This is a genomic window from Mycobacterium sp. 23, assembly GCF_048287075.1.
In the GTDB taxonomy this organism is placed as follows: domain Bacteria; phylum Actinomycetota; class Actinomycetes; order Mycobacteriales; family Mycobacteriaceae; genus Mycobacterium; species Mycobacterium gordonae_B.
In genome coordinates, this window is sequence record NZ_JBLVUX010000005.1 from 5,575,865 (window position 1) to 5,602,858 (window position 26,994).

Consider the following 26,994-nt stretch of genomic DNA (forward strand, 5'->3'; position numbering starts at 1 on the left):
GCCACCGGGCCGGATGCATAGGTTCTATAGCTAAACGGCACCCCGGCCCGCGCCCTCCCAACCGGATGGTTGACAATCGAACTAAATACGTTTTGTCAAAGGAGACATACTCATGGCTGAAGCAGTCATCGTCGAGGCAGTGCGTTCGGCCGTCGGCAAACGCAACGGAGGACTGTCCGGGGTGCACCCGGCCGACCTGTCTGCGCAGGTCCTCAACGGTCTGGTCACCAAAGCGGGCGTCGACCCCGAACTCGTCGACGACGTCATCTGGGGCTGCGTCATGCAGGCCGGCGAGCAGGCTCTCGACATCGGCCGGACCGCGTTGCTGGCCGCAGGCTGGCCCGAGACCGTGCCCGGCGTGACGGTGGACCGCCAGTGCGGTTCCAGCCAGCAGTCGGTGCACTTCGCCGCGGCCGGCGTGATTGCCGGTCACTACGACGTGGTGGTCGCCGGCGGCGTCGAGTCGATGTCACGCACTCCGATGGGCGCGTCCCTGGCCAACGGCGGCCGGCCCTACCCCGAAAGTTTCCTGACCCGCTACGAGGGCAAGATACCCAACCAGGGCATCGGCGCGGAGATGATCGCCGAGCAGTGGGGCTTCTCCCGTCTGGACCTGGACCAGTTCTCCCTGGACTCGCACGAAAAGGCCGCTGCCGCACAGGATGCCGGTGCTTTCGATGACCAGATCGTCGGCATCAAAGACGCCGAAGGAAATGTGGTTCTCAAGGACGAGGGCATCCGCCGCGGCACCCCGATGGAGAAGATGGCGTCGCTCAAGCCGGCGTTCAAGGAGGACGGCGTGATCCACGCCGGCAACTCCTCGCAGATCTCCGACGGATCGGCCGCACTGCTGTTCATGTCCGCCGAGAAGGCCAAGGAACTGGGCATGAAGCCCATCGCCAAGGTGCACACGGCAACGCTGGCCGGGGCGGACCCGGTGATCATGCTGACCGCGCCCATCCCGGCGACCCAGAAGGTGCTCAAGCGCTCCGGCCTGTCGATCGGCGACATCGGCGCCTACGAGGTCAACGAGGCGTTCGCGCCCGTTCCGCTGGCCTGGCTGAAAGACATCGGCGCCGACGAGAGCAAGCTGAACCCCAACGGCGGGGCGATCGCGCTCGGCCACCCGCTCGGCGGCTCCGGTGCCCGCATCATGACCACCCTGCTGTACCACATGCGGGACAAGGGAATTCAGTACGGCCTGCAGACCATGTGCGAGGGCGGCGGACAGGCCAACGCCACCATCCTGGAGCTGCTATGACGGAAGCGCCCGGCGCTCTGGTCGAGCGCCGCGGCAACGTCATGATCATCACCATCAACCGGCCCGAAGCACGCAACGCGGTCAACGGCGCGGTCAGCATCGGAGTCGGGAACGCGCTGGCGGATGCCCAGCTCGATCCCGACGTGCGGGCGGTGGTGATCACCGGCGCAGGCGACAAGTCGTTCTGCGCCGGCGCGGACCTCAAGGCGATCTCGCGGCGGGAGAACATCTACCACCCGGACCGTCCGGAGTGGGGCTTCGCCGGCTATGTGCACCACTTCATCGACAAGCCCACCGTCGCGGCGGTCAACGGGACCGCGCTGGGCGGCGGCACCGAGTTGGCGCTGGCCAGTGACCTGGTGGTAGCCGACGAGCGCGCCCAGTTCGGGCTGCCGGAGGTCAAGCGCGGGTTGATCGCCGCGGCCGGCGGTGTGTTCCGGATCATGGACCAGCTGCCGCACAAGGTCGCGATGGAGTTGCTGCTGACCGGTGAGCCGCTCACGGCGTCCGACGCCTACGAGTGGGGCCTGATCAACCAGGTGGTCAAGGAGGGTTCGGTGCTCGATGCCGCCCTGACGCTGGCCGCGCGGGTGACGGGTAATGCGCCGTTGTCGGTGCAGGCCAGCAAGCGCATCGCCTACGGCGTCGACGAGGGTGTGATCACTGCCGAGGAAGTCGGCTGGGACCGCACCATGCGCGAAATGCGTTCGCTGATCAGGTCAGAGGACGCCCGCGAAGGCCCGTTGGCGTTCGCCGAGAAGCGCGATCCCGTCTGGAAAGCGCGCTAGCTACCCCCCGCGAGCAGACGCAAAATCGCCCATTTCGTGCCGAAATGAGGCGATTTTGCGTCTGCTCGCGGGGAGAGGTGGCCAGTCACGACGCCAGGACGTTGACGCCCCACTGGAACAAGGGCGGCAACGCGGCGCACGCCGGCACCAGGGCGCGGCGCACCGGGCGGGGAGTGCTGGCCAGCACCAGACCGCGGGTGAGCAGCCGGTAGTCGCGGGTCACCTTGTGCCAGGCGCGTTCGTAGGCCTGCGGCGTGCCATCGACGAGGGCCCCGATCGCGGCGGCAGCCTGTTTGACGGCGAGGCTGATGCCTTCCCCGGTCAGCGCGTCCTCGTAGCCGGCGGCGTCGCCGACCAGCAGCACCCGGCCGGCGACCCGGCGCGTGACCACCTGCCGCAGCGGGCCGCAACCGCGCGCCGGCGTCCGGTCGGCGCCGTCCAAATGCTCTGCCAGCCAAGGGAACCAGCCGAGTTCGGGGCGCTGGCGGGACAGGATCGCCACACCCACCAGATCGGGTTCCACCGGCGTTACGTAAGCCTCGCCCCACCGCGACCAGTGCACTTCGACGAACTCCGACCACGCCGGAACCCGGTAGTGCCAGCGCAGTCCGTGCCGGCGCGGTGTCCCGCGCGTCGCGGCGATCCCGACGGCCCGCCGCACCGTCGAATGCAGTCCATCGGCGCCCACCAGCCACCTGGTCCTCACGCCCGCAGCCGACACGCCGTGCGCGTCCTGCTCGACCGCAGTGACCTTGGTCCGAATCCATTCGGTGTCAACCTCTTTCGCGCGCGCCTCCAGCGCCGCGTGCAGGGTGGTACGTCGGACCCCTCGGCCCGGACCGGTGCGGAACAGCGCCTCGGCCCGGCGATGTTCACTGGCATAAGCGATTCCGCGGAACGGCATCCCAGCCGGATCGACACCGAGGGAGGTCAGTTCGGCCAGCCCGCCGGGCATCAGACCTTCCCCGCACGCCTTGTCGATAGGGCCTTCCCGCGGCTCGGCCACGATCACCGAAAGCCCTTGCCCGCGCGCGTGCAACGCGGTGGCCAGCCCGCCGGGTCCGCCCCCGACCACCAGCAGATCGGCGTCGTAATCCGTCATGCGTAGCCCAGCACCGAGTTCTCGACCCGCAACCGGACCGTCAGCAACGCGGCGTTGGCCACCGTGAAGATGACCGCGGTCAGCCAAGCGGTGTGCACCATCGGCAACGCGACGCCTTCGACCACCACCGCAACATAATTCGGGTGGTGCAGGAACCGGTAGGGTCCCTTCTTCACCAGAGGTTCGTGCGGCAGCACGATCACCCGGGTGTTCCATCGCTTGCCCAGCGACGTGATGCACCACCAGCGCAGACCCTGACACAGCGCCAGTACAGCCACCATCGACCAGCCCAGCCACGGGATGAACGGACGGTGTAGCGCCCAGGGTTCGACCAGGCAGCCCACCAAGAGGGCGGTGTGCAGAACGACCATGACGACGTAGTGGGGCTGGCCGAACTCTTTGCCGCCTTGGGCAAATGACCATTTCGCGTTACGCCGCGACACCACCAGCTCGGCGAGGCGTTCGAGCACCACCGCCAGGATCAGCAGGTAATACGGTCCTACCATCGGAGCAACACCAATTCCGAGCAGAACGCCGGCCCCATTGCGATCATCAGCCCGACCGAACCGGCGGGCGGCGGATCGGCCATATTGGCGGCGAGCACGTCCAGCACCGACACCGACGAGAGATTACCGTTGCTGCGCAAGGACTTTCGAGTGTGATCCAGCGCATCTCCGGGCAGTCCCAACCCTTTCTCCACGGCTTCGATCACCCGGGGCCCACCGGGGTGGCAGATCCAGGTGGACACGTCCCCGGGAGTCAACCCGTGGTCGGCGAGGAACGTGCGCACGTCTTCGCCGAGGTATTTCTCGGCCACCGTCGCCACATCGGCGGACAGCACGATCTGGAATCCGGCACTGCCGATCTGCCAGCCCATCACCTCTTCGGTGTCGGGGTAGATGCGGCTGCGGGTGGCCAGCACGCTCGGGCCGCGAGTGGCCCGACCGGTAGCACGGCGGGCGCCTGTCGCCACGACGGCGGCCGCGCCGTCACCGAACAGACTGGATGCCACAAGATTGGCCACGGAGTTATCTTCGCGCTGAATGGTCAGAGAACATAACTCGACCGCCAACAGCGCGCCGACCTGGTCCGGAAAAGCGCGTAGATAGTCGTGCATCCGCGCCACTCCGGCCGCGCCGGCCACACACCCGAGGCCGAACAGCGGAACACGTTTGACGTCCTGGCGCAGCCCCACCCGTTTGGCCAGTCGCGCTTCCAGCGTCGGCACCGCCAGTCCGGTGACGGTCGTCGAGAAGACGATGTCGACCTCCGACGGACGCACCCCGGCCCGGTCCAGCGCCCGGAGCAGCGCCTGTTCGGCCAGCTCCAGCGCCACCCCGATAAAAGCGTCATTGGCCTCGCTGAAGCCGCTCAGGTCTGCGTAGCGCGACAGCGGCAGCGCGGTGTGGCGTGACTCGACTCCGCTGCTCAGCGCGAAACGCCGGAATTCCGGGCCGGCGAAGTCGGTGAGTGCGGCGATGGTGTCCTCCTGGCTGTTGAGGTGCTGTGGAAACTGCACGGCAACCCCCGCCACGGACGGCGTCTTCTCGGCAACTGGTGTCTGCGCACCTGGTGCCGAATTTCCCCCTGAAGTGATGTTCATGTAGCGAGTCACGGTGTCGCCGCGGGGGCGGTTCACCAAGGGGTTGACCTGCACCGATTTGCCGACGCCCCGGTTGGGGTACCTGACTGGGGACACTTGCCCTGCAACGTTGGGCTTTTGGCCCTTTGAGGGTCCCCGAACGCGACAGTTAGGTTGGAAACATGCGGATTCTGGTGACAGGCGCCACTGGCTATGTGGGTTCACGCCTGGTCACGGCGCTGTTGGCGGACGACCATGAGGTGGTGACCGCCAGCCGAAACCCTAATAGCCTCAAGCGCTTTGGATGGTCGGACGACGTTAAAACGGTCAAGCTGGACGCGGCGGATTCCGCGTCGGTACGCGCGGCCTTCGAGGCGGCCGGGCAGGTCGAGGTGGTGTATTACCTGGTACACGGTATCGGCCAGGCCAACTTCCGCGAGGCCGACAACGCCGCCGCCGCCAACGTCGCCGCGGCGGCCCGCGATGCCGGCGTCCGCCGGATCGTCTACCTGGGTGGATTCGTGCCCGACGACGGAGAGCTGTCCGAACACCTGGCCAGCCGGGCCGAGGTGGCCGAGTCTCTGATGGTCGAGAACGGTCCGGAGCTGGTGTGGCTGGGGGCGGCTCTGATCATCGGAGCCGGGTCGACGTCGTTCGAGATCCTGCGTTACGTCGGCGACCGGTTCCCGGTCATGCCGATGCCGAGCTGGATGCATAACCCCCTCGACCCGATCTCCATCCGCGATGTCCTGCACTACCTGGTGGCCGCGGCCGACCCGGACGTGGTTCCGGCCGGCGCCTACGACATCAGCGGCCCGGAGAGCACGTCGTACCGGGACCTGCTCAAGAGATACGCCCGTATCTCCGGTCGCTGGCACGCCGCGTGTCGCGTGCCCGGCATCGACACCTCGATGGCGTCGCTGTTCGCCGCGATAGCGCTGCCGGTGCCCAGCAGCCTGGCGGGGGACCTGGTGGAGTCGCTGGACCATCCGATGCGTGCGTCTGGCAGCGGACTGCAGGGCAAGGTGCCGGACCCGCTCGGCGGTTTGCTCGGCATCGACGAGTCGATCTCGCTGGCTCTGAGCGGTCACACCGAGCACCCGCCCCGGCCGGTCAGCGAACTCGCCGACCCCCATCACCTCGCCGACACCGATCCGATCTGGGCGGGCGGCGACGCCTTGCGCATCCGCCGTCTCGCCCGGACCGTCACGCCGCCGATCGTGCGGCCCACCCTGCGACTGGTTAACATCGTCCCCGGCCCCCTTGCCGGTGCGTTGCGTACCAGCCTGGACATCCTGCTAACGCTCACCCCGAGGATCCGCACGGCATGACCCAAACCGCCACACCCAACCGCCCCAGCGCCTTCCAAGAGATTCGCCGCGCGATGGTCAATGTCGCCGTGCCGCATCATGAACCGCCGGGCGTCGTGCTGCGCCGCCGCATCGTCGTCGCGATCACGCTGGTGCTCGGTGCCGCGATCCTGGGTGTCTCGCTGCGGACCCGGCCCGGCGAGGCCAGCTTCTACTGGCTGACGCTGTCGCTGGCGGCGGTGTGGCTGCTCGGCGCGTTCGCATCGGGTCCGCTCCACTTGGGTGGGATCTGCTGGCGCGGCCGCAACCAGCGCCCGGTCATCACCGGCACCACGATCGGCCTCATCCTCGGCGGCATCTTCCTGGTCGGCGGCCTGATCGTCCGCGAGATCCAGCCGATCGACGCATGGATCACCCGCGTGCTGCAGTACGCGCACCAGGGACCGTTCCTGCTTATCGTGCTGATCACGGTGGTCAACGGGGTCACCGAAGAGGTGTTCTTCCGCGGCGCCCTCTACACCGCGCTGGGTCGCCACCACCCGGTTGCCATCTCCACGGTGTTGTACGTCGCCGCGACCATGGCCAGCGGGAACCCGATGCTCGGCTTCGCCGGAGTGATCCTGGGCACCGTCAACGCGTTGTCGCGGCGCGCCACCGGCGGCATCCTCGCCCCGATGCTGACCCATTTCGTCTGGGGACTGATCATGGTGCTGGCACTGCCACCGATGTTCGGCGTCCTGTAGCTACAGGTCGGCCACGACGTCGCGCGCCAGTTTACGAAGCTCGGCGGTGTGCAGCGGCCGGAACAGGAGCCAGTACAAGCGCCCCGGGATGCCGCGCGGGTAGAAGATCGCCCGCTGCCGGTACTCGGTGGCACCGTCCGGGCGGGGTGTCGACGTCACCTCCAACCACGCCTGTCCCGGGGCACGAACCTCGGCCCGCAGCCGCAGTTCAGTGCCCGGCTCGCTCTCCGCAACGCTCCACCGGGTCGCCGAGTGGCGCCGGCGCGGCGCCAGCGGGAACGAGTACCACCGGCCCCGGTTGGCGGCGCTCTCCGCCGCTTTCCACAGCGCGTCGGGCCCGGCCGAGGTCGCGGCGGTCTGCACGTCGTCGAAGATGATCTCGCCGGCCCAGTCCGGGTCGCTGGGCAACAGCTCGGCCGGCTCGGACTCCAGCGAGTCCCAGGTCGGATCCGGCAAGCCGGCGAACGCCCGGTTCAGGGCCACGGCGACCGCGCGCCGATAGCCCATCAGCCCGCCCGGAGGTCGCTCGATGATCGAATCGATGTCGGAGTTGTGCATCACGGCGTCACACTCCAGCGACTCGATCAGCGGCCGCGCCAGCCCCGGCGGGATCGGCGTCACGGTGCCCACCCACAGACTCGCGATCGTCGGCGTCAGGAACGGCAGCACGATCAGGTAGCGCTTGTGCAGACGCGCCACCTCGGCGTAGATCCGCATCATGTCGCCGTACTCGAGCACGTCCGGTCCGCCGATGTCCCAGGTGCGCGACGACGGCACCGGCACCGTCGCGGCGGCGACGAGGTAGTACAGCACGTCGCGCACCGCGATCGGCTGGATCTTGTTGTGCACCCACTTCGGGGTGGTCATCACCGGCAGCCGGTCGGTGAGGTGCCGGATCATCTCGAACGACGCGCTGCCGGACCCGACGACCACGCCGGCCTGCAGCACCACGGTCTCGATCCCGGACTCGATCAGGTGGTCGCCCACCGCCTTGCGCGAGCGCAGGTGCGGGGAGAGTTCTTTGTCCTCAGGATGCAGGCCGCTCAGGTAGACGATGCGGCGCACCCCGGCCTGGCGCGCGGCCGTCACGACGTTGCGCACCGCTCGTTCTTCCTCGGCGGCGAAATCCTTTGCGCCGCCGCCCATCGAGTGCACCAGGTAGTAGACGACGTCGATCCCGTCGAACGCCTCGATGAGGGAATCGACATCGCCGAGGTCACCGCGCGCCACCTCGACGTCCGGCCGCCACGGCACCCCGTCCAACTTGCCGGGATTGCGTGCCAGCGCTCGGACGCGATGGCCCTCGTCGAGAAGGCGCGGCACCAGTCGGGCGCCGATGTAACCGGTTGCTCCGGTCACCAAGCAATGCATCGATTCAGCCGCCACAGCACCCCGTTCGCTCACGTTGATCAATTATTCGGAGTAGACGCGAGAACGGATTGGTAATCCTGAAACTCAGGAGTCGGTGAAATTGGGTGCGCGGCGTTCCTGGAATGCTCGGGTCCCCTCTTTGAAGTCTGGCGCCTGCAGCAGGCCGCGTTGTCCCTCGAACTCCCGCTCGAGGGTGGGACTGAGTTCGGTGAGAGTGGCGGCGTTGATCGCGGCCTTGGTTTTGGCGAACGCCACGGAGGGGCCGGTCAGCAACCTCGAGACCACCTTGTCCACTTCGGCATCGAAGTCGTCGGCCGGATAGACCGCGCTCACCAGACCCCAGGACAGCGCCTCGGCCGCGGTTAGCCGCTCGGGCAGCAACGCCATCCGCAGGGCCCTGATCCGGCCGACCGCGGCGGCCACCAGAGCCGACGCGCCGCCGTCGGGCATCAACCCGATCTTGGTGAATGCAAGCATGAAAAACGCCTTCTCCGAGGCCAATACGACGTCACAGGACAGGGCGATGGATACGCCGACGCCGGCCGCCGGTCCCTGCACGACGGCGACCACGGGCCGCGGTAGCGCGGTGATCGCCCGGACCAGACGGTTGATCTCCAGGATGATCTCGTCCGGCGGGACCCCGCCGCCGCTGGTCATGTCGTCGGCGCTGATGCCGGCTCCGGAACTGAATCCGCGACCGGCGCCGCTGAGGCGGACCACCCGCACCGCGGGATCGGTGGCGGCGGCCTCCACCGCGTCGGCGAGACCCGTGATGACCGGGATGATCAGCGAGTTGAGGCTGTCGGGTCGGTTGATCGTCAACGACAGCACGCCGTCGGTCAGCTCGACGTCGAGGCCCGCGACGGGGGCGAGAGCGGCGATTCCGGATTTGGACATGCGATTCACATTAGGGGAAGGGGGTCTGCGAAGATGCAATCAACCGGTTGTTAGGGCGTCAGAGCGGACGAAAGGTCGGTGCACCCATGGCGGGTCCCCTGAGTGGTTTACGTGTTGTCGAACTGGCGGGGATCGGGCCCGGCCCGCACGCGGCCATGATCCTGGGCGACCTCGGTGCCGATGTGGTCCGGGTGGACCGCCCCGGTCCCAGTGGTCCGGTCAAGGACGCGATGAGCCGCAACCGGCGCATCGTCACCGCCGACCTGAAGTCGGCCGAGGGCCGGGACCTGGTCCTCAAGCTGATTGCCAAGGCGGACGTGCTGATCGAGGGTTACCGCCCGGGGGTCACCGAGCGGCTCGGTCTGGGTCCCGAGGACTGCGCAAAGGTCAACGAGCGCCTGATCTACGGGCGGATGACGGGCTGGGGCCAGACCGGTCCCCGCAGCCAGCAGGCCGGCCACGACATCAACTACATCTCGCTCAACGGCATCCTGCACTCCATCGGCCGGGCGGGGGAGCGGCCGGTGCCGCCGCTGAACCTGGTCGGCGACTTCGGTGGCGGCTCGATGTTCCTGCTGCTCGGCATCCTGTCTGCCCTGTGGGAGCGGCAGACGTCGGGCAAGGGGCAGGTTGTCGACGCGGCGATGGTCGACGGCTCGAGCGTGCTGGTGCAGATGATGTGGCAGATGCGGGCCTCGGGCCTGTGGACGGATGCGCGCGGCACCAACATGCTCGACGGCGGCGCGCCCTACTACGACACCTACGAATGCGCCGACGGCCGCTACGTCGCCGTCGGCGCCATCGAACCGCAGTTCTACGCCGCGATGATTCAGGGCCTGGGACTGGACGCGGCCAGCCTGCCGCCGCAGAACGACGTCGCACGCTGGCCCGAGTTGCGCGCGCGGCTGGTCGAAGCGTTCGGCAGCCGCGACCGCGACCACTGGGCCAAGGTGTTCGCCGACTCGGACGCGTGCGTGACACCGGTGCTGGCGTTCGGCGAGGCCAACACCGAACCACACATCGCCGAGCGCAACACGTTGTACGAGGTCAACGGCCATCTGCAGCCGATGCCGGCCCCGCGCTTCTCCCGCACCCCGGCCGATACGCCGCACCCGGCGCAAGCGGTGGGGGACATCGAAGCGGTGCTGACGGACTGGGTATAGTCCCAACCAACCAGTAGGTTGGGCGAACGGAAGGGGTAATTGGCGTGGAGATCAGGGACGCCGTCGCAGTCGTCACCGGGGGAGCCTCGGGCTTGGGCCTGGCCACTACGAAGCGGCTGCTCGACGCCGGGGCGCAGGTCGTGGTGCTGGATCTGCGGGGTGAGGAAGCGGTCGCCGAGTTGGGTGACCGGGCGCATTTCGCGCAGACCGACGTCACCGACGAGGACGGGGTTGCCAAGGCTCTGGACCTGGCCGAGTCCCTGGGCCCGGTGCGCATCAACGTCAACTGCGCCGGGATTGGAAACGCCATCAAGACCCTGTCCAAGGACGGACCGTTCCCGCTCAAGGGCTTCAAGAAGGTGGTCGAGGTCAACTTGATCGGCACCTTCAACGTGCTGCGCCTGGCGGCCGAGCGGATCGCCAAGACGGAGCCGGTGGGTGAAGAGCGGGGCGTGATCATCAACACCGCGTCGGTCGCGGCGTTCGACGGCCAGATCGGCCAGGCCGCCTACTCCGCCTCCAAGGGCGGAGTGGTGGGTATGACGCTGCCGATTGCCCGCGACCTCTCGCGCGAACTCATTCGGGTGGTGACGATCGCGCCGGGGCTGTTCAAGACCCCGCTGCTGGGCTCGCTTCCCGAGGAGGCGCAGAAGTCGCTGGGCAAGCAGGTGCCGCATCCGGCGCGGCTGGGCGACCCGGACGAGTATGGCGCGCTGGCCGTGCACATCATCGAGAACCCGATGCTCAACGGTGAGGTGATCCGTCTGGACGGCGCCATCCGGATGGCGCCGCGCTGAGTCGCGGCGACCGCACCTAGCGCGACACCTGCGCGGGCGCATCACTGTGCGCCCTGGCCTCCCGAGCCGCCGCCGCCGCCGGCACCACCGGCCCCTGTGTTTCCGCCGGGGTGACCGGTTCCGCCGCCGGATCCGGGGCTACCCGTGACGGGACCGCTGGCGCCGCCGTTGCCGCCCCGGCCGCCGTTGCCACCGGTACCGCCGGCGCCTTGAGTGCCGACGACGTCGCCCCGACCGCCGGTACCTCCGTTGCCGCCGGCACCGCCAGTGCCGCCAGTCGTACCTTCGGTGCTGCCGGCACCACCGTTGCCGCCGTCGCCTGCGTTACCGCCATTGCCTCCGGCGCTGCCATCGCCGCCGGTCCCGCCGTCGCCTCCGAAGCCGCCCTGACCGGCAAACACTCCGGTGCCGGTGCCGCCGACGCCACCATTGCCGCCGTCGCCTCCGTTGCCGCCCATCCCGGTCGTGTCGGTGCCGCCGTTGCCGGCGTAGCCGCCGTTGCCCCCTCGGCCGCCGTTGCCGCCCGCGGGCGCGGCGAAACCACCGCCGCCGCCGGCGTCGCCGCCGTTGCCGGCGGCGCCCCCGGTGCCCCCGTCGCCGGCGTTCGCCCCGTTGCCTCCGCCACCGCCGTTGCCGCCGTTGCCACCGGTTCCGCCGTGCTGGTCGTTCCCACCGTCCCCGCCATCTCCGCCGATGCCTCCGGTGCCGCCGGTGCCGCCGGTGTGGTTCGGGGCCGTGCCACCGGCTCCGCCGTTGCCTCCGGCTCCGCCACTGGTCCCGGCGCCATCGCCGGCCGCGCCGTTGCCGCCGTTACCGCCGTTGCCGCCGTTGCCGCCGGTGCTGACACCACCCATACCGCCATCGCCGCCGGCGGCACCGTTGACGAAGACATCGCTGACACCGGCATTGCCGCCGTTGCCGCCGTTACCGCCGAGCGATCCGGCCGCGCTGCCCCCGTCGCCGCCTCGGCCACCTGCGGCCGAATTGCCGCCGGTGCCGCCGTCGCCGCCGTTGCCGCCGTTGCCCTGGCTGCTGCCACCGATGCCTCCGGCGCCGCCGACACCGCCCTGACCGGATGCACCCGAACCGCCTGTGCCGCCGTTACCGCCCTTGCCGCCAGTGCCGTTGGTCCCGCTGGTTCCCAGGCCGCCGGAGCCGCCGGTACCGCCGATGCCGCCGGCGCCGCCGGCGCCTCCGGTGTTGTTGGCGCCGCCGGTACCGCCCTTGCCGCCCACTCCACCATCGGCGCCGGTCACCCCGCTACCGCCGACACCACCGGTGCCGCCGTTGCCGCCCGCGCCACCGGTGCCGCCAGAGCCGCCCCCTTCGCCGCCGGTGCCGCCGGCGCCGCCTGCGCCGCCAACGTAGAGGGTGGCCCCTGACGTACCGGCCGCGCCGTTGGTGAGGCCTTTGCCGCCCGCTCCGCCGACTCCGGCGACACCAGCGTTGCCGCCGTTGCCGCCGTTGCCGCCGGTTCCGCCGTTGACACCGTTGCCGACCGATCCTCCGGGTAGGTCATTCACGGCCGTCGCGCCGGTGGCGCCGTCGCCCCCCTTGCCCGGGGCGCCGCCGCTGGCACCGTTACCGCCGGCTCCGCCGGCGCCGCGAACACCGTCGTTCCCGTTGGCCGACAATGCCTTTCCGGCGTTGCCGCCATTCCCGCCGGCGCCACCGCCGCCGCCGGCGCCACCGTCACCGCCAGTCTGTCCGTTAGCTCCCGGGCTACCTCCCGTCGCGCCGTCGGCTCCTGTGCCGCCGATGCCACCGTTGCCACCGTTGCCACCTGCTCCGCCGTTGCCGCCGTCGCCGGCGTCGGTGCCGCCGTGGCCCCCGCTGCCCCCGGAACCGCCGGCGCCGCCGGTGCCACCGGAACCGCCGTTGGCGCCGGAAACCGAGGGCGAAAGGCCAGTGGCCCCGGCCGCGCCGTCGCCTCCGTTGCCGCCGTTGCCGCCGTCGGCGGTGCTCTGTCCGGCCGCCCCCGTCGTGCCGTTGGTCAGGCCTTTGCCACCCGCACCGCCGCTTCCCGCTGCCCCGGCGTTGCCGCCGTTGCCGCCGTTGCCGCCTGCGCCGCCGTTGACCTCGACGCCGCCGGTGGCACCGTTGCCGCCGTCGCCCGGCGACCCGCCGTTGCCGCCTGCGCCGCCGTTGCCGCCGGTGCCGCGCACCCCGGTCTGACCCGAAGACGCCAGTGCGGCACCGCCCGCGCCGCCGTTACCGCCGGAACCACCGCTGCCGCCGGATCCGCCGTCACCACCGCTCTGGCCGTTGGCACCGGCTGCGGTGGCATTGGCGCCGTGGGTGCCGTTGCCGCCGGTACCTCCGCGGCCGCCGGTGCCGCCGTTGCCGCCGGCCCCGCCGTTGCCGGCGTCGGTGCCGCCGTGGCCGCCGCTGCCGCCGGATCCGCCGGCGCCGCCGTTGTCGCCGGCGCCGCCGCTGACACCGGCAGCCGACGGCGAGATACCAGCGGCGCCGTCGGCACCGTTACCCCCGTTGCCGCCGGCGCCGCCGTTGGCGATGCTGAGCCCGGACAATCCGTCGGCGCCGGGAGTGGACCCGGCACCGCCGAACCCGCCTGACCCGGCTGCTCCCGCGTTGCCGCCACTTCCGCCGTTACCGCCGCTGCCGTTGGCGAGGCCGACGGCTCCGTTCGCGCCGTTGCCGCCATCGCCCGGAGCCCCGCCGTTACCGCCGGCCCCGCCGGCACCACCAGCTCCGCGCACACCGTTGTGGCCGGTTGCGGCCACCGCCACGCCCCCGGTTCCGCCGGTGCCCCCGCTGCCGCCGTTGCCGCCGGCGCCGCCGTTACCGCCGTCCTGGCCGTCGGCCCCGACCGCGGTGGCGCTGCTGCCGGGGGCGCCCGTGCCGCCGGTACCACCCCGGCCACCCTCACCACCGCGACCACCGGCTCCGCCATCCCCGGCGTCGGTCCCGCCGCGTCCGCCGGAACCACCCGCGCCACCCGAGCCGCCGTTCGCCCCAGTGCCGCCGGATTGGCCGGCGATCGTTGGCGACGACCCCGCGGCGCCCTGCGCGCCGTGGCCGCCGGCCCCGCCGGCGCCGCCGTCGGCGGTACTCAGGCCCGCCGCACCTGCCGCGCCGGTGACCGAACCCGTGCCCCCGGCGCCGCCGGTGCCGCCGGCACCGGCGTTGCCGCCGCTACCCCCGGTACCGCCGTCGCCGCCGTTGACGCCGGCGGTGCCGTTAGCGCCGTTACCGCCGTCGCCGGGTGTGCCGCCCCCTCCGCCGGCGCCGCCGGCGCCGCCGGCGCCCCGTGTGCCGCTGTGGCCCGAAGTTGCCAGGGCGGCGCCGCCCGCGCCGCCGTTGCCACCCACACCGCCGTTTCCGCCGGTGCCGCCATCGCCGCCGGCCTGACCGGCAGAGCCCGCCGTGGCGCCGTTGGCGCCGTGGCTGCCCGTGCCTCCGTCGCCGCCGCGTCCGCCCCGACCGCCGAGGCCCCCGTCTCCGCCGTTGCCCGCGTCGGTACCGCCGGTACCCCCTGCGCCCCCTGCGCCCCCGGCGCCCCCCGAGCCGCCATTTCCGCCGGAGGTGCCCGGCGTCGCGGAGGCGCTTCCGGCGGCGCCGTTAGCCCCGTTGCCGCCGTTGCCGCCGACGCCGCCGTTGGCGGTGCTCAGCCCGGACAGCCCGGACAAGCCAGGCAAGGAACCACTCCCGCCGGCGCCACCGCTGCCGCCCGAGCCGGTGTTGCCGCCGCGGCCGCCCGCGCCTCCGTTGCCGTTGTTGACGCCCTGAGCTCCGTCGGCGCCGTTGCCGCCGTCGCCCGGAGTACCGCCGGCGCCGCCCGCACCGCCGGCACCGCCCGCACCGCGGACGCCGTCGTGGCCTGCCGCGGCCAGCGCGCTTCCGCCGAGGCCGCCGCTGCCGCCGGCCCCGCCGCTGCCGCCCGTTCCGCCGTCACCCGCGGCTCCGCCGTCGGCGCCTGACGCGGTGGCGTTGGCACCGTTCGCGCCGGTGCCGCCCACACCGCCCTGCCCGCCGTTGCCGCCGCGCCCGCCGAGCCCGCCGTTGCCCGCATCGGTGCCGCCTCGACCGCCGGCACCACCATTGCCGCCAACTCCGCCTGCGCCGCCGGTACCCCCTGAACTCCCCGGGGTGTTCGGCGAGGTTCCAGCAGCTCCCGCGGCGCCGTTGCCACCGTTGCCGCCGTTGCCGCCGTCGGCGGTGCTCAGACCGGCGCCTCCGGTTGCGCCGTTGGTCGAACCGACTCCGCCGTTACCTCCCTTGCCGCCTGATCCGGCATTGCCGCCGGCTCCGCCGTTCCCGCCGGCGCCGCTGTTGACTCCCGTCGCGCCGGCGGCCCCGTTGCCGCCGTCGCCGGGTGCGCCGCCCGCGCCACCAGACCCACCGTCTCCGCCGGCTCCGCGCACACCGTTGTGACCTGAGGCCGACAGCGCGGTACCCCCGGCGCCACCGCTACCGCCCGTGCCGCCGTCGCCGCCGGCGCCGCCGTCGCCGCCCGACTGGCCGGCAGCTCCCGCCGTGCTGCCCGCCGAGCCGTGGGTGCCCGCACCGCCGGCCCCGCCGTTGCCGCCGACACCGCCGGCGCCGCCCGCACCGCCGTTGCCCGCATGTGCGCCGCCCTGGCCGCCGGCGCCGCCACTTCCGCCGCTACCACCGGTCCCGCCGCCGGCACCCGTGCCGCCCGGCGCCAGGCTCGACGCGCCCAGCGTGCCCTGCGCCCCGTCGCCGCCGCGACCGCCTCGCCCGCCGTTGCCGGCGAGCCCGGCATCACCGCCGGTTCCGCCGGCGCCACCGCTTGCCCCGGCGACCGTGGCGTTCGCCCCGTCGCCACCGTTACCGCCGTTTCCGCCGGTACCGGGCCCGTCGTTGCCCGCCGTCGTCCCGTGGGCCCCGGCCTGGCCGCCGGCGCCTCCGGACGCCCCGCCGGCGCCTCCCGCGCCGCCGGCTCCGGCGTTGCCGCCCTGGCCGCCGGCGCCACCGTTTCCGGCGGTCAGACCTGTCGCGCCGGTGCCGCCGGCGCCACCGTTGCCTGCTGCTCCACCAAAGCCGCCGTTGCCGCCCGCACCCCCGTTGCCGGCAGCACCCGCCGTGCCCAGAAATCCACCGGCACCGCCGACACCGCCAGTACCGCCGGCGCCGCCGGTACCGCCGGCGCCGCCATCACCGCCACTGCCGCCCGCGGCTCCCGACTGGCCGGAGCCTGCAAAACCGTTACCGCCCAGACCACCGTCACCGCCGACCGCGCCGGCCCCGCCGGCCCCGCCGGCGCCTCCGGTGCCCCCGGCGCCACCGGTGCCGATCAACCAGCCGCCGCGCCCCCCTGCGCCGCCGAGTCCGCCCGCGCCGCCGTTACCGGCGTTCGAGCCGTTACCGCCATTGCCGCCGTTGATCCCGGTGAGGCCATCGGATCCAGCCAAACCTGCGGTAGCGCCAGGGGTGCCGGCAGCACCGCTGCCGCCCGCCCCGCCCACGCCGCCGGCGCCGAATATCCCGGCATTTCCGCCGCCGCCACCGCTTCCGCCGATGCCACCGCCCACGCCGACGCCGCCCGCACCACCCGCGCCACCGGCGCCCGCCAGCCAGCCACCGGACCCGCCTGCGCCGCCGTTGGCGCCGGCGCCGCCGGTCCCACCGGCGCCCCCGCGACCCCACAGGCCGGCGCTGCCACCGGCACCTCCGGCCTGGCCGGCCGCTCCCGCTGCGCCTGCGCCGCCGTCTCCGAACAGCAAACCGCCATCGCCGCCGCGGCCACCCGGGGTGGTCGCGTTGGCCCCGTTGCCGATCAACGGCCGTCCCAGAACGGCGTCAGAGGGTCCGTTGACGATTCCTAGCAGGCCTTGCTCGACGAGTTGCAGGGGCGACACGTTGGCCGCTTCGGCAGTCAAATATCTGTTGGTGCTGCCGCTGAGTTGCGTGATGAGGTCGCGGTGGAATTCCGCGGCCCGGGCGCTGATCAACCGGTATTGCTGACCGTGGTCCGAGAACAGCGCCGCGATCGCGACTGACACCTCATCGCCCGCGGCAGCTGCCAAGGCGGTCGTCCGGCTCCCGGTCGCCGAGTTGCTGGAATTGATTTCGGACGCGAGCCGCGTCAGATCCGCCGTCGCCGTCGCGAGCAACTCCGGGATTACGTGAAGTGACGACATCAAACACCTTCCAGACGCGATGGGAGCCCTGTGGAGGCTGTTAGACAGTAGAGGTTGGATGACGCTCCGGAGGCGCTACCCCGCGCCGCCGGCACCGCCTTTGCCGCCGGTTCCGCCAGTGCCATCGAAATAACTGCCGCCGGAGCCGGTGCCTCCGGCGCCGCCGCTACCAAAAGTTCCCTTGCCGCCGTTGCCCCCGTTGCCGCCATGCCCGCCGCTACCGGTGTTGCTCTTGAGGTGGTTGCCGCCGTTGCCGCCGGAGCCCCCGTCTCCACCGGTGCCGCCGCCGCCGTTGACGCCGATGCCCCCGGTGCCGCCGGTGCCGCCGGTGCCGCCGTAGCCGCCGATTCCGCCGAGTTCGCTGCTGTACCAGCCGCCGTCGCCGCCCTTACCGCCGGCGCCGCCGGCGCCGCCCGAGGTCGATCCTTGGCCGCCGTTGCCGCCGGCACCCCCTACACCGCCGGTGCCGCCTTGGCCGTCGTCGCTGCCGCTGGTGAAGCCTCCGGCCCCGCCGGCACCACCAGCACCACCAGCTCCGCCCGCACCAATCTGAGAGTTGCCGCCGTCGCCGCCGGCGCCGCCGCTGCCGCCGGACCCGCCAGTGATGTCGTTAGTACCCAGCCCGCCGGCACCACCGGCCCCTCCGGAGCCTCCGTTGCCGGCGCCGGCGTAACCGCTACCGCCTGTTCCACCTCGGCCTCCGTTGCCGCCGCCGGCCTGACCGTCACTGCCGGTGCCGTCGCCGCCTTTTCCGCCCTGACCGGCGTCTCCGCCGCTTGCATGGCCGAAGCCGGTGCCGCCGTTGCCGCCGTTGCCGCCGTTGCCGCTCGCGCCGCCGTTTCCGCCGTTGCCGCCGGCGCCGGCCTGCCCGGCCGTATTGAGTCCCGTCGTTCCGCTACTGCCGCCATTGCCGCCGTTACCGCCGGCCCCCCCGGTCGCGGGGGCTCCCAGGCGGCCGTCGGCGCCCATTCCACCGGCCCCACCGCTTCCGCCATTGCCGTCGGTTCCGCCGGTGCCGGTGCCGCCGGCCCCGCCGTTGCCACCGTTACCGCCGGCCCCGCCGTAACCGTTGTCATTGACACCGCCACGGCCACCCCCGCCGCCGCTGCCGCCGGCAGCACCGAATTCGGCGCTACCTCCTTTGCCTCCGTTGCCCCCGTTCCCGCCGGCGCCCCCGGTGAAGGAGCCAGAGCCCACTCCCTGGCCGCCGTCGCCACCTCGACCACCGTTGCCGCCCTGATAGGGCGACTGCCCGTTGGTACCGGCTGTCCCGTTGGTCGAACCCATACCACCTTTCCCGCCGGTGCCGGATGCGCCTGCATTGCCGCCGTCACCGCCGTTACCCCCGGCTTGACCCGTGGTGCCGCCCGACGCGCCGGCCGCGCCGTTTCCCCCGTCGCCTGCTTGGCCGCCGTTACCGCCGTTACCGCCGTTACCGCCGATCCCACGTGTGCCGTCTTTTCCTGACGCGGCCAACGCTGTGCCACCCAGGCCACCGTTGCCGCCCGCGCCGCCGTTGCCACCCTGGCCGCCGTCGCCCCCGGACTGACCGGCGGCGCCCGGCACGGCACCGGCTGCTCCGTTGGCGCCGAAGCCGGCGTCGCCGCCCGCACCGCCTCTACCGCCCGATCCGCCGGCACCGCCATTGCCGGCATCAGTGCCGCCGCGGCCTCCGACGCCGCCCGCGCCACCGGCGCCTCCGCTTCCGGCGGCGCCGCCGGACTGCCCGTTGTTCGTGGCCATTAAGCCGTTGGCACCTGCGGCGCCGTTGCCGCCGTTACCGGCATTGCCGCCATTGGCAGTGCTGATCCCGTCCAGGCCGGTTGCGCCGCCGGTCGAACCGGCACCACCGGCGCCGCCTACGCCACCCAGGCCCGCGTTGCCCCCGTTTCCGCCTTTGCCTCCTGCGCCACCGTCACCGCCGGCAGCCGTGGGCAGTGCGCCATCGGCGCCGTTGCCACCGTCGCCGGGGGTGCCGCCGGATCCGCCGGCACCGCCGGATCCGCCGGCTCCGCGGACGCCGTCGTGTCCGGATGAGGCGCGCGCTGCGCCGCCTGCTCCGCCGTTGCCGCCGGCGCCACCTGCTCCGCCGTTGCCGCCGTCGCCGCCGGATTGGCCGTCGCTGCCAAGCGCCGTCGCGTTAGCTCCGCTGACCCCGTTGCCACCGGCCCCGCCGCGGCCGCCCGATCCGCCGTGGCCCCCTGCGCCGCCATTGCCGCCGTCGAAGCCGCCTTGACCACCGGCGCCACCCGTGCCACCGGCTCCGCCGGCCACTCCGTTGCCGCCGGAGATGCCCGCACCCGAGGGATTGGTTCCTGACGCGCCGTCCGCGCCGTTGCCGCCGCGTCCACCGCTACCGCCGCCGGCGGTGCTCAGACCCGCCGCCCCGGCGGCGCCGTTGACCGAACCGGCGCCGCCCGCGCCAGCGGCGCCACCTGCTCCGGCGTCTCCGCCTGCACCACCGTTACCACCGTTGCCGTTGTTGACGCTCGCGACTCCGTTGGCGCCGTTACCACCGTCACCAGGTGCCCCGCCGGCGCCTCCGGCGCCGCCGTTGCCGCCGGCCCCGCGCACGCCGCTGTGGCCGGCCGGCGCCAGGGCGGCGCCGGCCGCACCGCCGCTGCCGCCCGCACCGCCGTCACCGCCGGCACCGCCGTCGCCTCCGGCCGCTCCATTGCCGCCGGGCAGCGCCGCGTTGTCGCCGGTAGTGCCGTTGCCGCCGGCGCCGCCGCGGCCGCCGACGCCGCCGCGACCACCGTTGCCACCGTCGCCGCCGTCAGTTCCGCCGTGGCCGCCGGCCCCGCCGTTGCCGCCGGCGCCACCGTTGACGCCCGCACCCCCGGACTTGCCCGCCTGTGCGGGGGTGGCGCCGGCGGTGCCGTTGGCCCCGGCTCCGCCGTTGCCGCCGTTGCCGCCATTGGCGTTGCTGACACCGTTGAGCCCGTCGGCGCCGGGTGTGGAACCTGTCCCCGCGCCACCGCCGGTCCCGCCGAGGCCGGCGTTACCGCCGTTTCCGCCGTTTCCGCCCGCGCCGTTGTTGACATTGAGGTCGCCGTTCGCGCCGTTTCCGCCGTCGCCGGGCCGTCCGCCGGTGCCGCCGGCGCCGCCGTCACCGCCGGCACCGCGCCCGCCGTTGTGGCCATCGGGAGCCAGTGCAGTGCCCCCGGCTCCACCGGCTCCGCCGGCGCCGCCGTTGCCACCCGCGCCGCCGTCGCCACCTGCTTGGCCATTTGCACCCGCCGTCTCCGCGTTGCCTCCGCTGGCGCCGTTACCGCCGGCGCCACCCCGGCCGCCGCTGCCGCCAGTGCCGCCAGTGCCGCCGTTGCCACCGTCGGTGCCGCCGTGACCCCCGCTCCCGCCGGCGCCACCGGCTCCGGCATTCCCACCGGTTCCGCCCGTTTGGCCGGCCACTTGCGCGGCCGACCCCGCCGTCCCGTTCGCGCCGGCACCCCCGTTTCCGCCGTTGCCCCCGTTGGCGTTGCTGATGCCGGCCAGGCCGTCGGCGCCCACCGTCGACCCGGACCCGCCAAGGCCGCCGGCGCCACCGGCACCTGCGTTTCCGCCGCTGCCCCCTGCGCCGCCGTTACCGGCAGCGATGCCGAGGTCCCCGGCGGCGCCGCTGCCGCCGTCACCCGGTGCTCCGCCGGCACCCCCGGCCCCGCCGGCCCCGCCGGCACCCCGCGCACCGTTCTGGCCGGAGGCAGCCAGAGCGGCGCCGCCGGCGCCGCCGTTGCCTCCGACGCCTCCGTTTCCGCCCAACCCGCCGTCGCCACCGGCCTGGCCGTTGCTCCCCGGCGTCACCGCGTGCTGCCCGCTGGAACCGTTGCCGCCAAGCCCGCCGCGCCCGCCGCTGCCACCAGTTCCGCCCGCACCGCCATTGCCGGCATCGGTGCCGCCGTTGCCGCCGGCGCCGCCGGCGCCCCCCGCCCCGCCATTGCCGCCGATGCCTCCGGAGGCCCCGGACTGCTGGCTCGACGACCCTGCGCCTCCGGCCGCCGCATGTCCTCCGGCGCCACCATGGCCACCGTTGCCGACGCGTCCGGCGTTGCCGCCCGTCCCGCCCGCACCGCCGTCGCCACCTGGGGCGGTCGAGCTACCGCCCCGGCCGCCGTCGCCGCCGTTTCCGGTCCCCGGGCCACTACCACCTGTTGCGCCGTGCGAACCCGCCTGGCCACCGGCACCGCCCGCCGCCCCGCCGCTTCCGCCCAAGCCGCCAGATCCGGCGTTGCCGCCGTGGCCGCCGGTGCCACCGTGGCCCGCAACCGGTCCCGTGGCGCCGGCACCACCGGCTCCGCCGTCGCCGGCCGACCCGCCCAGGCCACCCGCACCGCCGGCCCCGCCGTTGCCCGCGCTGCCGACCTGACCAATGACGCCGGCCTGGCCGCCCGCCCCTCCGACCCCGCCGGTACCCCCGGTGCCACCGCTGCCGCCGTCGCCACCGGATCCGCCACCGCCGCCGGCCTGACCATTGACCAGGCCGTTGCCGCCCAGGCCACCGGCTCCGCCGGCGGCACCCTGGCCGCCCATACCTCCGGCGCCACCAGCGCCTCCGGCGCCCCCATCGCCCATCAGCCAGCCGCCGCGGCCACCGGCACCGCCGTTGCCGCCGATGCCGCCCGCCGATCCAGCCGAACCGGTGCCGCCATTACCGCCATTAGCTCCGGACAGCCCGTCAGCCCCCGACGTGCCCGCTGCGTTACCCGCCGTCCCCAGCGCACCCACCCCGCCGGCGCCGCCGATTCCACCCGCGCCGAAGATTCCGGCATTGCCGCCCGCGCCGCCCGTGCCGCCACCGACTCCGCCGGTACCTCCGCCGCCGCCGGCGCCGGTCAGCCATCCGCCGCCGCCGCCACCACCACCGGCGGCCCCGCTACCTCCGGCGCCGCCGACACCACCGCTGCCCCACAAGCCGGCATTGCCGCCCGCACCTCCGGCCTGACCGGGGCCGCCGGCACCGCCGGCGCCGCCGTTGCCGAACAGCAACCCGCCATCGCCGCCGCGCCCGCCCGGCGTGGTCGCGTTCGCACCGTTGCCGATCAGTGGGCGTCCCAGCGCCGCCTGGGTGGGGCCATTGACGACATCCCAGAGGACCTGCTCGACCGCCTGCAGCGGCGACGCGTTAGCGGCCTCGGCGCCGGCGTACCAGACCGCGCCCGTATTCAAAGCCTGAACTAATCGCTGATGAAACAGGCCGGCCTGCGCACTGACCGCCGCATAGTCGCGCCCGTACCCGGAGAACAAGGCGGCCACGGCCGCTGACACCTCGTCACCGGCGGCTGCCGCCAACGCCGTCGTGCTGTGTGCCGCCTGGTGGTTCACCGAGCCGACCGCCGAACCGATCGCTGCCAGATCTTCGGCCGCCGCACTCACCCACTCCGGGTAGACAAGCACGAACGACGACATGCGGCACCTCCGTCAGCTAGCCCCCAAGCCGCAGAGAGTAGCAACCACAAACCCGTAACAACCGCCTTTTCATGCGTCATTCACATGATTCCGGTGTAGTACAGGCCAGACGTTATGGGATTACGTATTTCCCGGTCCGGGCGAATGTCTTTTGCGGCCCGCGAACGGAGTGATCGCGCATAGGGCGCGACATGCCAAGCTTGGAACCCCAGAAACCAAAGAAGCCCCCCGCAGTCGCGGGGGGCTTACATCGGAACCACTAGGTGGCTATCGACGGAACCATCGGGAGACGGTGGGTTCGGCCATCAGTAATCGCGCAATAACGCCCATGGTGTTTACCTCAGCTTGCTGTCGGCAGGGGTTGCCAGTCTTCGAACTGCTCGGAGCACTCACCTTCGACGAGCATGTCGCCGTGGTAGAGAGCTTCGAAGTCAGCCTTGATGACGTCGGCACTCGAGTCGTCGATCCACATGACATTGACTGTAAGAGTCGGCATTAAGGAATCTTTGAGTCACGATTCGGAAAATGGTGGCAATTCTTACCGGTGGGTAGGGTGCCGGCGAAACGCGCTGGGATACCCGTTACGCGCCCGGTTGAACCATCTCCTACCTGCGCTCGTATCACTGCAGGGGTCTTGTTTGACACTTGTAAGTTAGCGTTGCTAAGTTAGCGCCGATAGGTGTGCGGTTGCCCGGTACGGCGCGCGCCGGCGGCCGGAGGGACACGACATGCTGCAGGGGATCGCTCGACTGGCCATCGCCGCACCGCGACGGATCATCGGTATCGCCTTACTCGTCTTCATCGCCGCCGCCGTCTTCGGCATCCCGGTGGCCAACAGCCTGTCCCCGGGCGGTTTCCAGGACCCCCACTCCGAGTCGGCGCGCGCCATCGCGCAGTTGACCGACAAGTTCGGTCAGAGCGGCCAGCAGATGCTGATTCTGGTCACCGCGCCGGGAGGCGCCCGCAGCGACCAGGCCCGCACCGCGGGCACCGACCTCGTCGAGCAGCTCAAGAAGTCGCCGCTGGTGTACAACGCCAGCTCTCCCTGGACCGCTCCTCCGGAGGCCGCCGCCGACCTGATCAGCAAGGACGGCAAGTCCGGCCTGATCGTCGTCAACCTCAAGGGCGGCGAAAACGACGCGCAGAAGAACGCTCAGACGCTGGCCGACCAATTCGTGCACGACCACGACGGCGTCACCGTCCAAGCGGGCGGCTCCGCGATGGAATACGCGCAGATCAACAAGCAGAACCAGGCAGACCTGCTGGTCATGGAGATGATCGCCATCCCGTTCAGCTTCCTGGTTCTGGTGTGGGTGTTCGGCGGTTTGCTGACGGCGGCGTTGCCGATGGCGCTGGGCGCGCTGGCGGTGGTCGGGTCGATGTCGGTGCTGCGGCTGGTCACCTTCACCACTGAGGTGTCGATCTTCGCTTTGAACCTGAGCACCGCACTGGGGCTGGCGCTGGCCATCGACTACACCTTGCTGATCATCAGCCGTTATCGCGACGAACTGGCCGAAGGCTGCGACCGCGAGCAGGCCCTGATCCGCACCATGGCCACCTCCGGGCGCACGGTCTTGTTCTCAGCGGTCACCGTGGCGTTGTCCATGGCCGCGACGGTGGCCTTCCCTATGTACTTCCTCAAGTCCTTCGCCTACGCCGGCGTTGCGACCGTGGCATTCGTCGCGACCGCGTCCATCGTGGTCACCCCGGCCGCCATCTTGCTGATGGGTTCGCGCATCGACGCGTTCGATGTACGACGCCTGCTGCGCCGGGTCTTTCGGCGCCCCGAACCCGTGCACAAGCCGGTCGAGCAGCTGTTCTGGTACCGATCGAGCAAGTTCGTGATGCGCTACTGGTTGCCGATCGGCTCGGCCGTCGTGGCACTTCTGGTGCTGCTCGGGTTGCCGTTCTTCTCGGTGAAGTGGGGGTTCCCGGACGACCGGGTGCTGCCTACCTCGGCGTCGGCGCATCAGGTAGGCAACCAGCTGCGCGACAACTTCACGCGTGACTCGGCCACCGCCGTGCCGATCGTCGTTCCCGACGCGCGGGGACTGACACCGGACGACCTCGGCCAGTACGCCGCCGGGCTCTCCCTGGTGCCCGACGTATCGGCCGTCTCCGCCCCGAACGGGACGTTCATTGGTGGCAAGCTGTCCGGCCCGCCGGTCGGGGCCACCGGAATGACGGACGGCAGCGCGCTGCTGACCGTGAGCAGCACGGCCCCGCTGTTCTCGCAGGCCTCGGACAACCAGCTCAAACGCCTGCATGAGGTGGCGGGGCCGGGCGGGCGCAGTGTCGAGATGGCCGGCGTCGCACAGGTCAACCGGGACAGTGTCGACGCGGTGACCGACCGGCTGCCCCTGGTCCTGGGGCTGATGGCCGCGGTGACGTTCGTTCTGCTGTTCTTGCTGACCGGCAGCGTCGTGCTGCCGCTGAAGGCCCTGATGCTCAACATGCTTTCGTTGAGCGCCGCGTTCGGCGCGCTGGTGTGGATCTTCCAGGACGGCCACCTCGGCGCGCTGGGTACCACCCCGAGCGGGACCCTGGTCGCCAACATGCCGGTGCTGCTGTTCTGTATCGCGTTCGGGTTGTCGATGGACTACGAGGTCTTCCTGGTCTCGCGTATCCGGGAGTACTGGCTGGCATCCGGTGCGGCCCGGCCCGCCAAGCCGAGCCCGGCGCAAGCACACGCCGCCAATGACGAAAGCGTGGCGCTGGGGGTTGCCCGCACCGGCCGGGTGATCACCGCGGCGGCGCTGGTCATGTCGATGTCATTCGCGGCGCTGATCGCCGCACACGTGTCCTTCATGAGGATGTTCGGTCTGGGCCTGACGCTGGCGGTGATCGCCGACGCCACCCTGGTGCGGATGGTGCTGGTCCCGGCCTTCATGCACGTGATGGGCAGGTGGAACTGGTGGGCGCCCAAGCCGCTGGTCTGGGTGCATGAGCGGTTCGGCATCAGCGAGGGCGGCAAGCTCGAAGCGCCCCAGGGGCGTGCCGACCACCGGTTGCCGAGTGAGGCCGACACCGCCAAGATGCCGACTCAGCGCAACGGGCGCGACGTCCACGCATCGGTGACGCGCCGTGGTTGACGTCTCGGTACACGGGCTGCGCCGCCAGCGTGCGCCGCGCGGGTCCGGTGACCGGCTTCGTCATGAAATCCTCGACGCGGCAACAGAATTGCTTCTGGAGACCGGGCAGGCGCGGGCCGTGTCGATCCGGTCGGTCGCGCAGCGCGTCGGTGTCACGTCACCGTCGATCTACCTGCATTTCCAGGACAAGAATGCGTTGCTGGACGCGGTCTGCGCGCGGTACCTGACAGGACTCGACGAGGCGATGGAGCGAGCCGCGGTGGGGCACACCGGCACCGCCGAGGCGCTTCGGGCTCAGGGGATGGCATACGTGCGATTCGCGCTGCAGACCCCGGAGCTCTACCGGCTGGCGACCATGGGCGAATGGCGTCCCGGCAGCAATGTCGATATGGCACTGGACAGTTCGGCGTTCAGGCACATGCGCGCCTCGGTCCAGTCGCTGATGGACGAAGGTGTCTACCGCACCGATGACCCGACCATGATCGCGCTGGAGCTGTGGACCGCCGCCCACGGCGTGGCCGCCATCCTGATCGCCAAGCCGCATCTGCCGTTCGGTGAGGTCGAGGCGTTCGCCGAGCGGGTTTTGAGCGCGGTAGTGTGCGGTCATATGGTGGCCGGGCTCGTCGGCGCCGACGCTACGTCCCGGCGGGTGATGGATTGGGTGCTCGAGCAGCGCCCCGCACAGGAGGCGCAAGCATGACGCCGAGCGTCGACAATCCCTTCTTCGCCCGGGTGTGGCCCGTTTTTGCCGCCCACGAAGCCGAGGCGGTCCGCGCGCTGCGTCGGGAGAATCTGGCCGGCCTCTCGGGCCGGGTGCTCGAAATCGGTGCCGGCAGCGGCACCAACTTCGCGTATTACCCCGATGCCGTCACGCACGTTCTCGCCGTGGAGCCCGAACCGCGATTAGTGGACATCGCCAGGGCAGCCGCGGCCGAGGCGCCGATTCCCGTGGTGGTGACCCACGAAACCGCCGAGGAGATCGGCGACGTCGAGCCGTTTGACGCCGTGGTCTGTTCGCTGGTGCTGTGCTCGGTGCACGACCAGGTCAGCGTGCTGCGCCGGCTGCATTCGCTACTTCGGCCGGGCGGGGAGCTGCGGTATCTGGAGCACATCGCCAGCGCGGGCGCCCGGGGAAGGTTCCAACGGGTCGCCGATGCGACCATCTGGCCACGAATGTTCGGCAACTGCCACACGCATCGTCACACCGAGCGCGCGATCGTCGAAGCCGGATTCGAGGTGCACCGGGCGCGGCGGGAGTGGACGCTGCCCGCGTGGGCGCCGCTGCCGGTGTCCGAGTTGGCGCTGGGGCGGGCGCACCGACCCTAGTCTCGGCGCCGAGCCTGTGCTGAGGGCGCCGAGC

The 26,994-nt window shown here is 72.0% G+C and carries 17 protein-coding genes; 9 read left to right on the forward strand and 8 right to left on the reverse strand.

All coding sequences use genetic code 11. The features are described from left to right. Positions 1-112 precede the first annotated feature (112 nt). Together ACNQS7_RS27005 and ACNQS7_RS27010 are read left to right on the forward strand one after the other, a co-directional pair. Entirely contained in the window at positions 113-1,261 is a 1,149-nt protein-coding gene (locus tag ACNQS7_RS27005; protein ID WP_310773088.1) for an acetyl-CoA C-acyltransferase, read from the forward strand. Beyond that, positions 1,258-2,049 (forward strand): crotonase/enoyl-CoA hydratase family protein, encoded by a 792-nt coding sequence (locus tag ACNQS7_RS27010; protein WP_418014954.1) that lies wholly within the window; start codon positions 1,258-1,260, stop codon positions 2,047-2,049. Before ACNQS7_RS27005 ends, ACNQS7_RS27010 begins: the two co-directional genes overlap by 4 nt. An 85-nt stretch (positions 2,050-2,134) precedes the next feature. Here ACNQS7_RS27010 and ACNQS7_RS27015 read toward each other — a convergent pair whose 3' ends face one another. Genes ACNQS7_RS27015 through ACNQS7_RS27025 form a run of 3 tightly spaced genes read right to left on the reverse strand, consistent with a single transcriptional unit; the run spans position 2,135 to position 4,754 of the window. Beyond that, positions 2,135-3,151 (reverse strand): NAD(P)/FAD-dependent oxidoreductase, encoded by a 1,017-nt coding sequence (locus ACNQS7_RS27015; RefSeq protein ID WP_418014955.1) that lies wholly within the window; start codon positions 3,149-3,151, stop codon positions 2,135-2,137. Continuing rightward, positions 3,148-3,657 carry an isoprenylcysteine carboxyl methyltransferase family protein gene (locus tag ACNQS7_RS27020; protein WP_055579807.1) on the reverse strand — a complete coding sequence of 170 codons (510 nt, stop codon included), beginning with the start codon at positions 3,655-3,657 and terminating at the stop codon, positions 3,148-3,150. The genes ACNQS7_RS27015 and ACNQS7_RS27020 overlap by 4 nt, the downstream gene beginning before the upstream one ends. Beyond that, a complete protein-coding gene (locus tag ACNQS7_RS27025; RefSeq protein WP_418016168.1) occupies positions 3,651-4,754 on the reverse strand; it encodes a type III polyketide synthase in 1,104 nt (367 codons plus the stop codon). Before ACNQS7_RS27025 ends, ACNQS7_RS27020 begins: the two co-directional genes overlap by 7 nt. A 161-nt stretch (positions 4,755-4,915) precedes the next feature. On the opposite strand from ACNQS7_RS27025, the gene ACNQS7_RS27030 reads away from it, so the two are divergent. Together ACNQS7_RS27030 and ACNQS7_RS27035 are read left to right on the forward strand one after the other, a co-directional pair. Then, positions 4,916-6,064, forward strand: a complete 1,149-nt coding sequence (locus ACNQS7_RS27030; protein ID WP_418014956.1) for an NAD(P)H-binding protein — start codon at positions 4,916-4,918, stop codon at positions 6,062-6,064. Further along, positions 6,061-6,786 carry a CPBP family intramembrane glutamic endopeptidase gene (locus ACNQS7_RS27035; RefSeq protein ID WP_418014957.1) on the forward strand — a complete coding sequence of 242 codons (726 nt, stop codon included), beginning with the start codon at positions 6,061-6,063 and terminating at the stop codon, positions 6,784-6,786. The genes ACNQS7_RS27030 and ACNQS7_RS27035 overlap by 4 nt, the downstream gene beginning before the upstream one ends. On the opposite strand, the gene ACNQS7_RS27040 is transcribed toward ACNQS7_RS27035, so the two are convergent. Both ACNQS7_RS27040 and ACNQS7_RS27045 read right to left on the reverse strand, forming a co-directional pair. Continuing rightward, positions 6,787-8,157, reverse strand: a complete 1,371-nt coding sequence (locus tag ACNQS7_RS27040; protein WP_418016169.1) for a DUF2867 domain-containing protein — start codon at positions 8,155-8,157, stop codon at positions 6,787-6,789. A gap of 84 nt (positions 8,158-8,241) precedes the next feature. Beyond that, positions 8,242-9,054 (reverse strand): enoyl-CoA hydratase, encoded by an 813-nt coding sequence (locus ACNQS7_RS27045; RefSeq protein WP_418014958.1) that lies wholly within the window; start codon positions 9,052-9,054, stop codon positions 8,242-8,244. Between the two features lie 86 nt (positions 9,055-9,140). On the opposite strand from ACNQS7_RS27045, the gene ACNQS7_RS27050 reads away from it, so the two are divergent. Beyond that, entirely contained in the window at positions 9,141-10,217 is a 1,077-nt protein-coding gene (locus tag ACNQS7_RS27050) for a CaiB/BaiF CoA transferase family protein (RefSeq protein WP_418014959.1), read from the forward strand. 44 nt (positions 10,218-10,261) lie between these two features. Next, complete coding sequence (locus tag ACNQS7_RS27055; protein ID WP_065050124.1) at positions 10,262-11,014, forward strand: 3-hydroxyacyl-CoA dehydrogenase; 753 nt, start codon at positions 10,262-10,264, stop codon at positions 11,012-11,014. A gap of 41 nt (positions 11,015-11,055) precedes the next feature. Here the strand turns inward: ACNQS7_RS27055 and ACNQS7_RS27060 are convergent, their stop codons facing one another. The 3 genes from ACNQS7_RS27060 to ACNQS7_RS27070 all read right to left on the reverse strand — a co-directional run bounded on the left by ACNQS7_RS27060 (position 11,056) and on the right by ACNQS7_RS27070 (position 23,014). Further along, positions 11,056-17,139, reverse strand: coding sequence for a PE family protein (locus ACNQS7_RS27060; RefSeq protein ID WP_418014960.1), 6,084 nt, complete (start codon positions 17,137-17,139; stop codon positions 11,056-11,058). A 75-nt stretch (positions 17,140-17,214) separates the two neighbouring features. Beyond that, complete coding sequence (locus ACNQS7_RS27065; RefSeq protein ID WP_418014961.1) at positions 17,215-22,542, reverse strand: PE family protein; 5,328 nt, start codon at positions 22,540-22,542, stop codon at positions 17,215-17,217. 340 nt (positions 22,543-22,882) lie between these two features. Beyond that, positions 22,883-23,014, reverse strand: a complete 132-nt coding sequence (locus ACNQS7_RS27070; protein ID WP_120793715.1) for a hypothetical protein — start codon at positions 23,012-23,014, stop codon at positions 22,883-22,885. Positions 23,015-23,270: 256 nt separating this feature from the next. Here ACNQS7_RS27070 and ACNQS7_RS27075 point away from each other — a divergent pair, with 256 nt between their 5' ends. The 3 genes from ACNQS7_RS27075 to ACNQS7_RS27085 are packed head-to-tail and all read left to right on the forward strand — an operon-like array spanning position 23,271 to position 26,960. Then, positions 23,271-25,634, forward strand: coding sequence for an MMPL family transporter (locus ACNQS7_RS27075; protein WP_418014962.1), 2,364 nt, complete (start codon positions 23,271-23,273; stop codon positions 25,632-25,634). After that, on the forward strand, positions 25,627-26,334 hold the full coding sequence (locus ACNQS7_RS27080; protein WP_418014963.1) for a TetR/AcrR family transcriptional regulator: 708 nt from the start codon (positions 25,627-25,629) through the stop codon (positions 26,332-26,334). Before ACNQS7_RS27075 ends, ACNQS7_RS27080 begins: the two co-directional genes overlap by 8 nt. Further along, positions 26,331-26,960 (forward strand): class I SAM-dependent methyltransferase, encoded by a 630-nt coding sequence (locus ACNQS7_RS27085; RefSeq protein WP_418014964.1) that lies wholly within the window; start codon positions 26,331-26,333, stop codon positions 26,958-26,960. The genes ACNQS7_RS27080 and ACNQS7_RS27085 overlap by 4 nt, the downstream gene beginning before the upstream one ends. Positions 26,961-26,994 lie beyond the last annotated feature (34 nt).

What these genes read in the sequence shown, in the direction of transcription:
- ACNQS7_RS27065 (WP_418014961.1), bottom strand. Translation starts at nt 22,542, where the DNA reads ATGTCGTCGTTCGTGCTTGTCTACCCGGAGTGGGTGAGTGCGGCGGCC.
- ACNQS7_RS27075 (WP_418014962.1), top strand. Translation starts at nt 23,271, where the DNA reads ATGCTGCAGGGGATCGCTCGACTGGCCATCGCCGCACCGCGACGGATC.
- ACNQS7_RS27005 (WP_310773088.1), top strand. Translation starts at nt 113, where the DNA reads ATGGCTGAAGCAGTCATCGTCGAGGCAGTGCGTTCGGCCGTCGGCAAA.
- ACNQS7_RS27020 (WP_055579807.1), bottom strand. Translation starts at nt 3,657, where the DNA reads ATGGTAGGACCGTATTACCTGCTGATCCTGGCGGTGGTGCTCGAACGC.
- ACNQS7_RS27045 (WP_418014958.1), bottom strand. Translation starts at nt 9,054, where the DNA reads ATGTCCAAATCCGGAATCGCCGCTCTCGCCCCCGTCGCGGGCCTCGAC.
- ACNQS7_RS27035 (WP_418014957.1), top strand. Translation starts at nt 6,061, where the DNA reads ATGACCCAAACCGCCACACCCAACCGCCCCAGCGCCTTCCAAGAGATT.
- ACNQS7_RS27040 (WP_418016169.1), bottom strand. Translation starts at nt 8,157, where the DNA reads ATGCATTGCTTGGTGACCGGAGCAACCGGTTACATCGGCGCCCGACTG.
- ACNQS7_RS27010 (WP_418014954.1), top strand. Translation starts at nt 1,258, where the DNA reads ATGACGGAAGCGCCCGGCGCTCTGGTCGAGCGCCGCGGCAACGTCATG.
- ACNQS7_RS27030 (WP_418014956.1), top strand. Translation starts at nt 4,916, where the DNA reads ATGCGGATTCTGGTGACAGGCGCCACTGGCTATGTGGGTTCACGCCTG.
- ACNQS7_RS27015 (WP_418014955.1), bottom strand. Translation starts at nt 3,151, where the DNA reads ATGACGGATTACGACGCCGATCTGCTGGTGGTCGGGGGCGGACCCGGC.
- ACNQS7_RS27025 (WP_418016168.1), bottom strand. Translation starts at nt 4,754, where the DNA reads ATGAACATCACTTCAGGGGGAAATTCGGCACCAGGTGCGCAGACACCA.
- ACNQS7_RS27060 (WP_418014960.1), bottom strand. Translation starts at nt 17,139, where the DNA reads ATGTCGTCACTTCACGTAATCCCGGAGTTGCTCGCGACGGCGACGGCG.
- ACNQS7_RS27070 (WP_120793715.1), bottom strand. Translation starts at nt 23,014, where the DNA reads ATGTGGATCGACGACTCGAGTGCCGACGTCATCAAGGCTGACTTCGAA.
- ACNQS7_RS27050 (WP_418014959.1), top strand. Translation starts at nt 9,141, where the DNA reads ATGGCGGGTCCCCTGAGTGGTTTACGTGTTGTCGAACTGGCGGGGATC.
- ACNQS7_RS27085 (WP_418014964.1), top strand. Translation starts at nt 26,331, where the DNA reads ATGACGCCGAGCGTCGACAATCCCTTCTTCGCCCGGGTGTGGCCCGTT.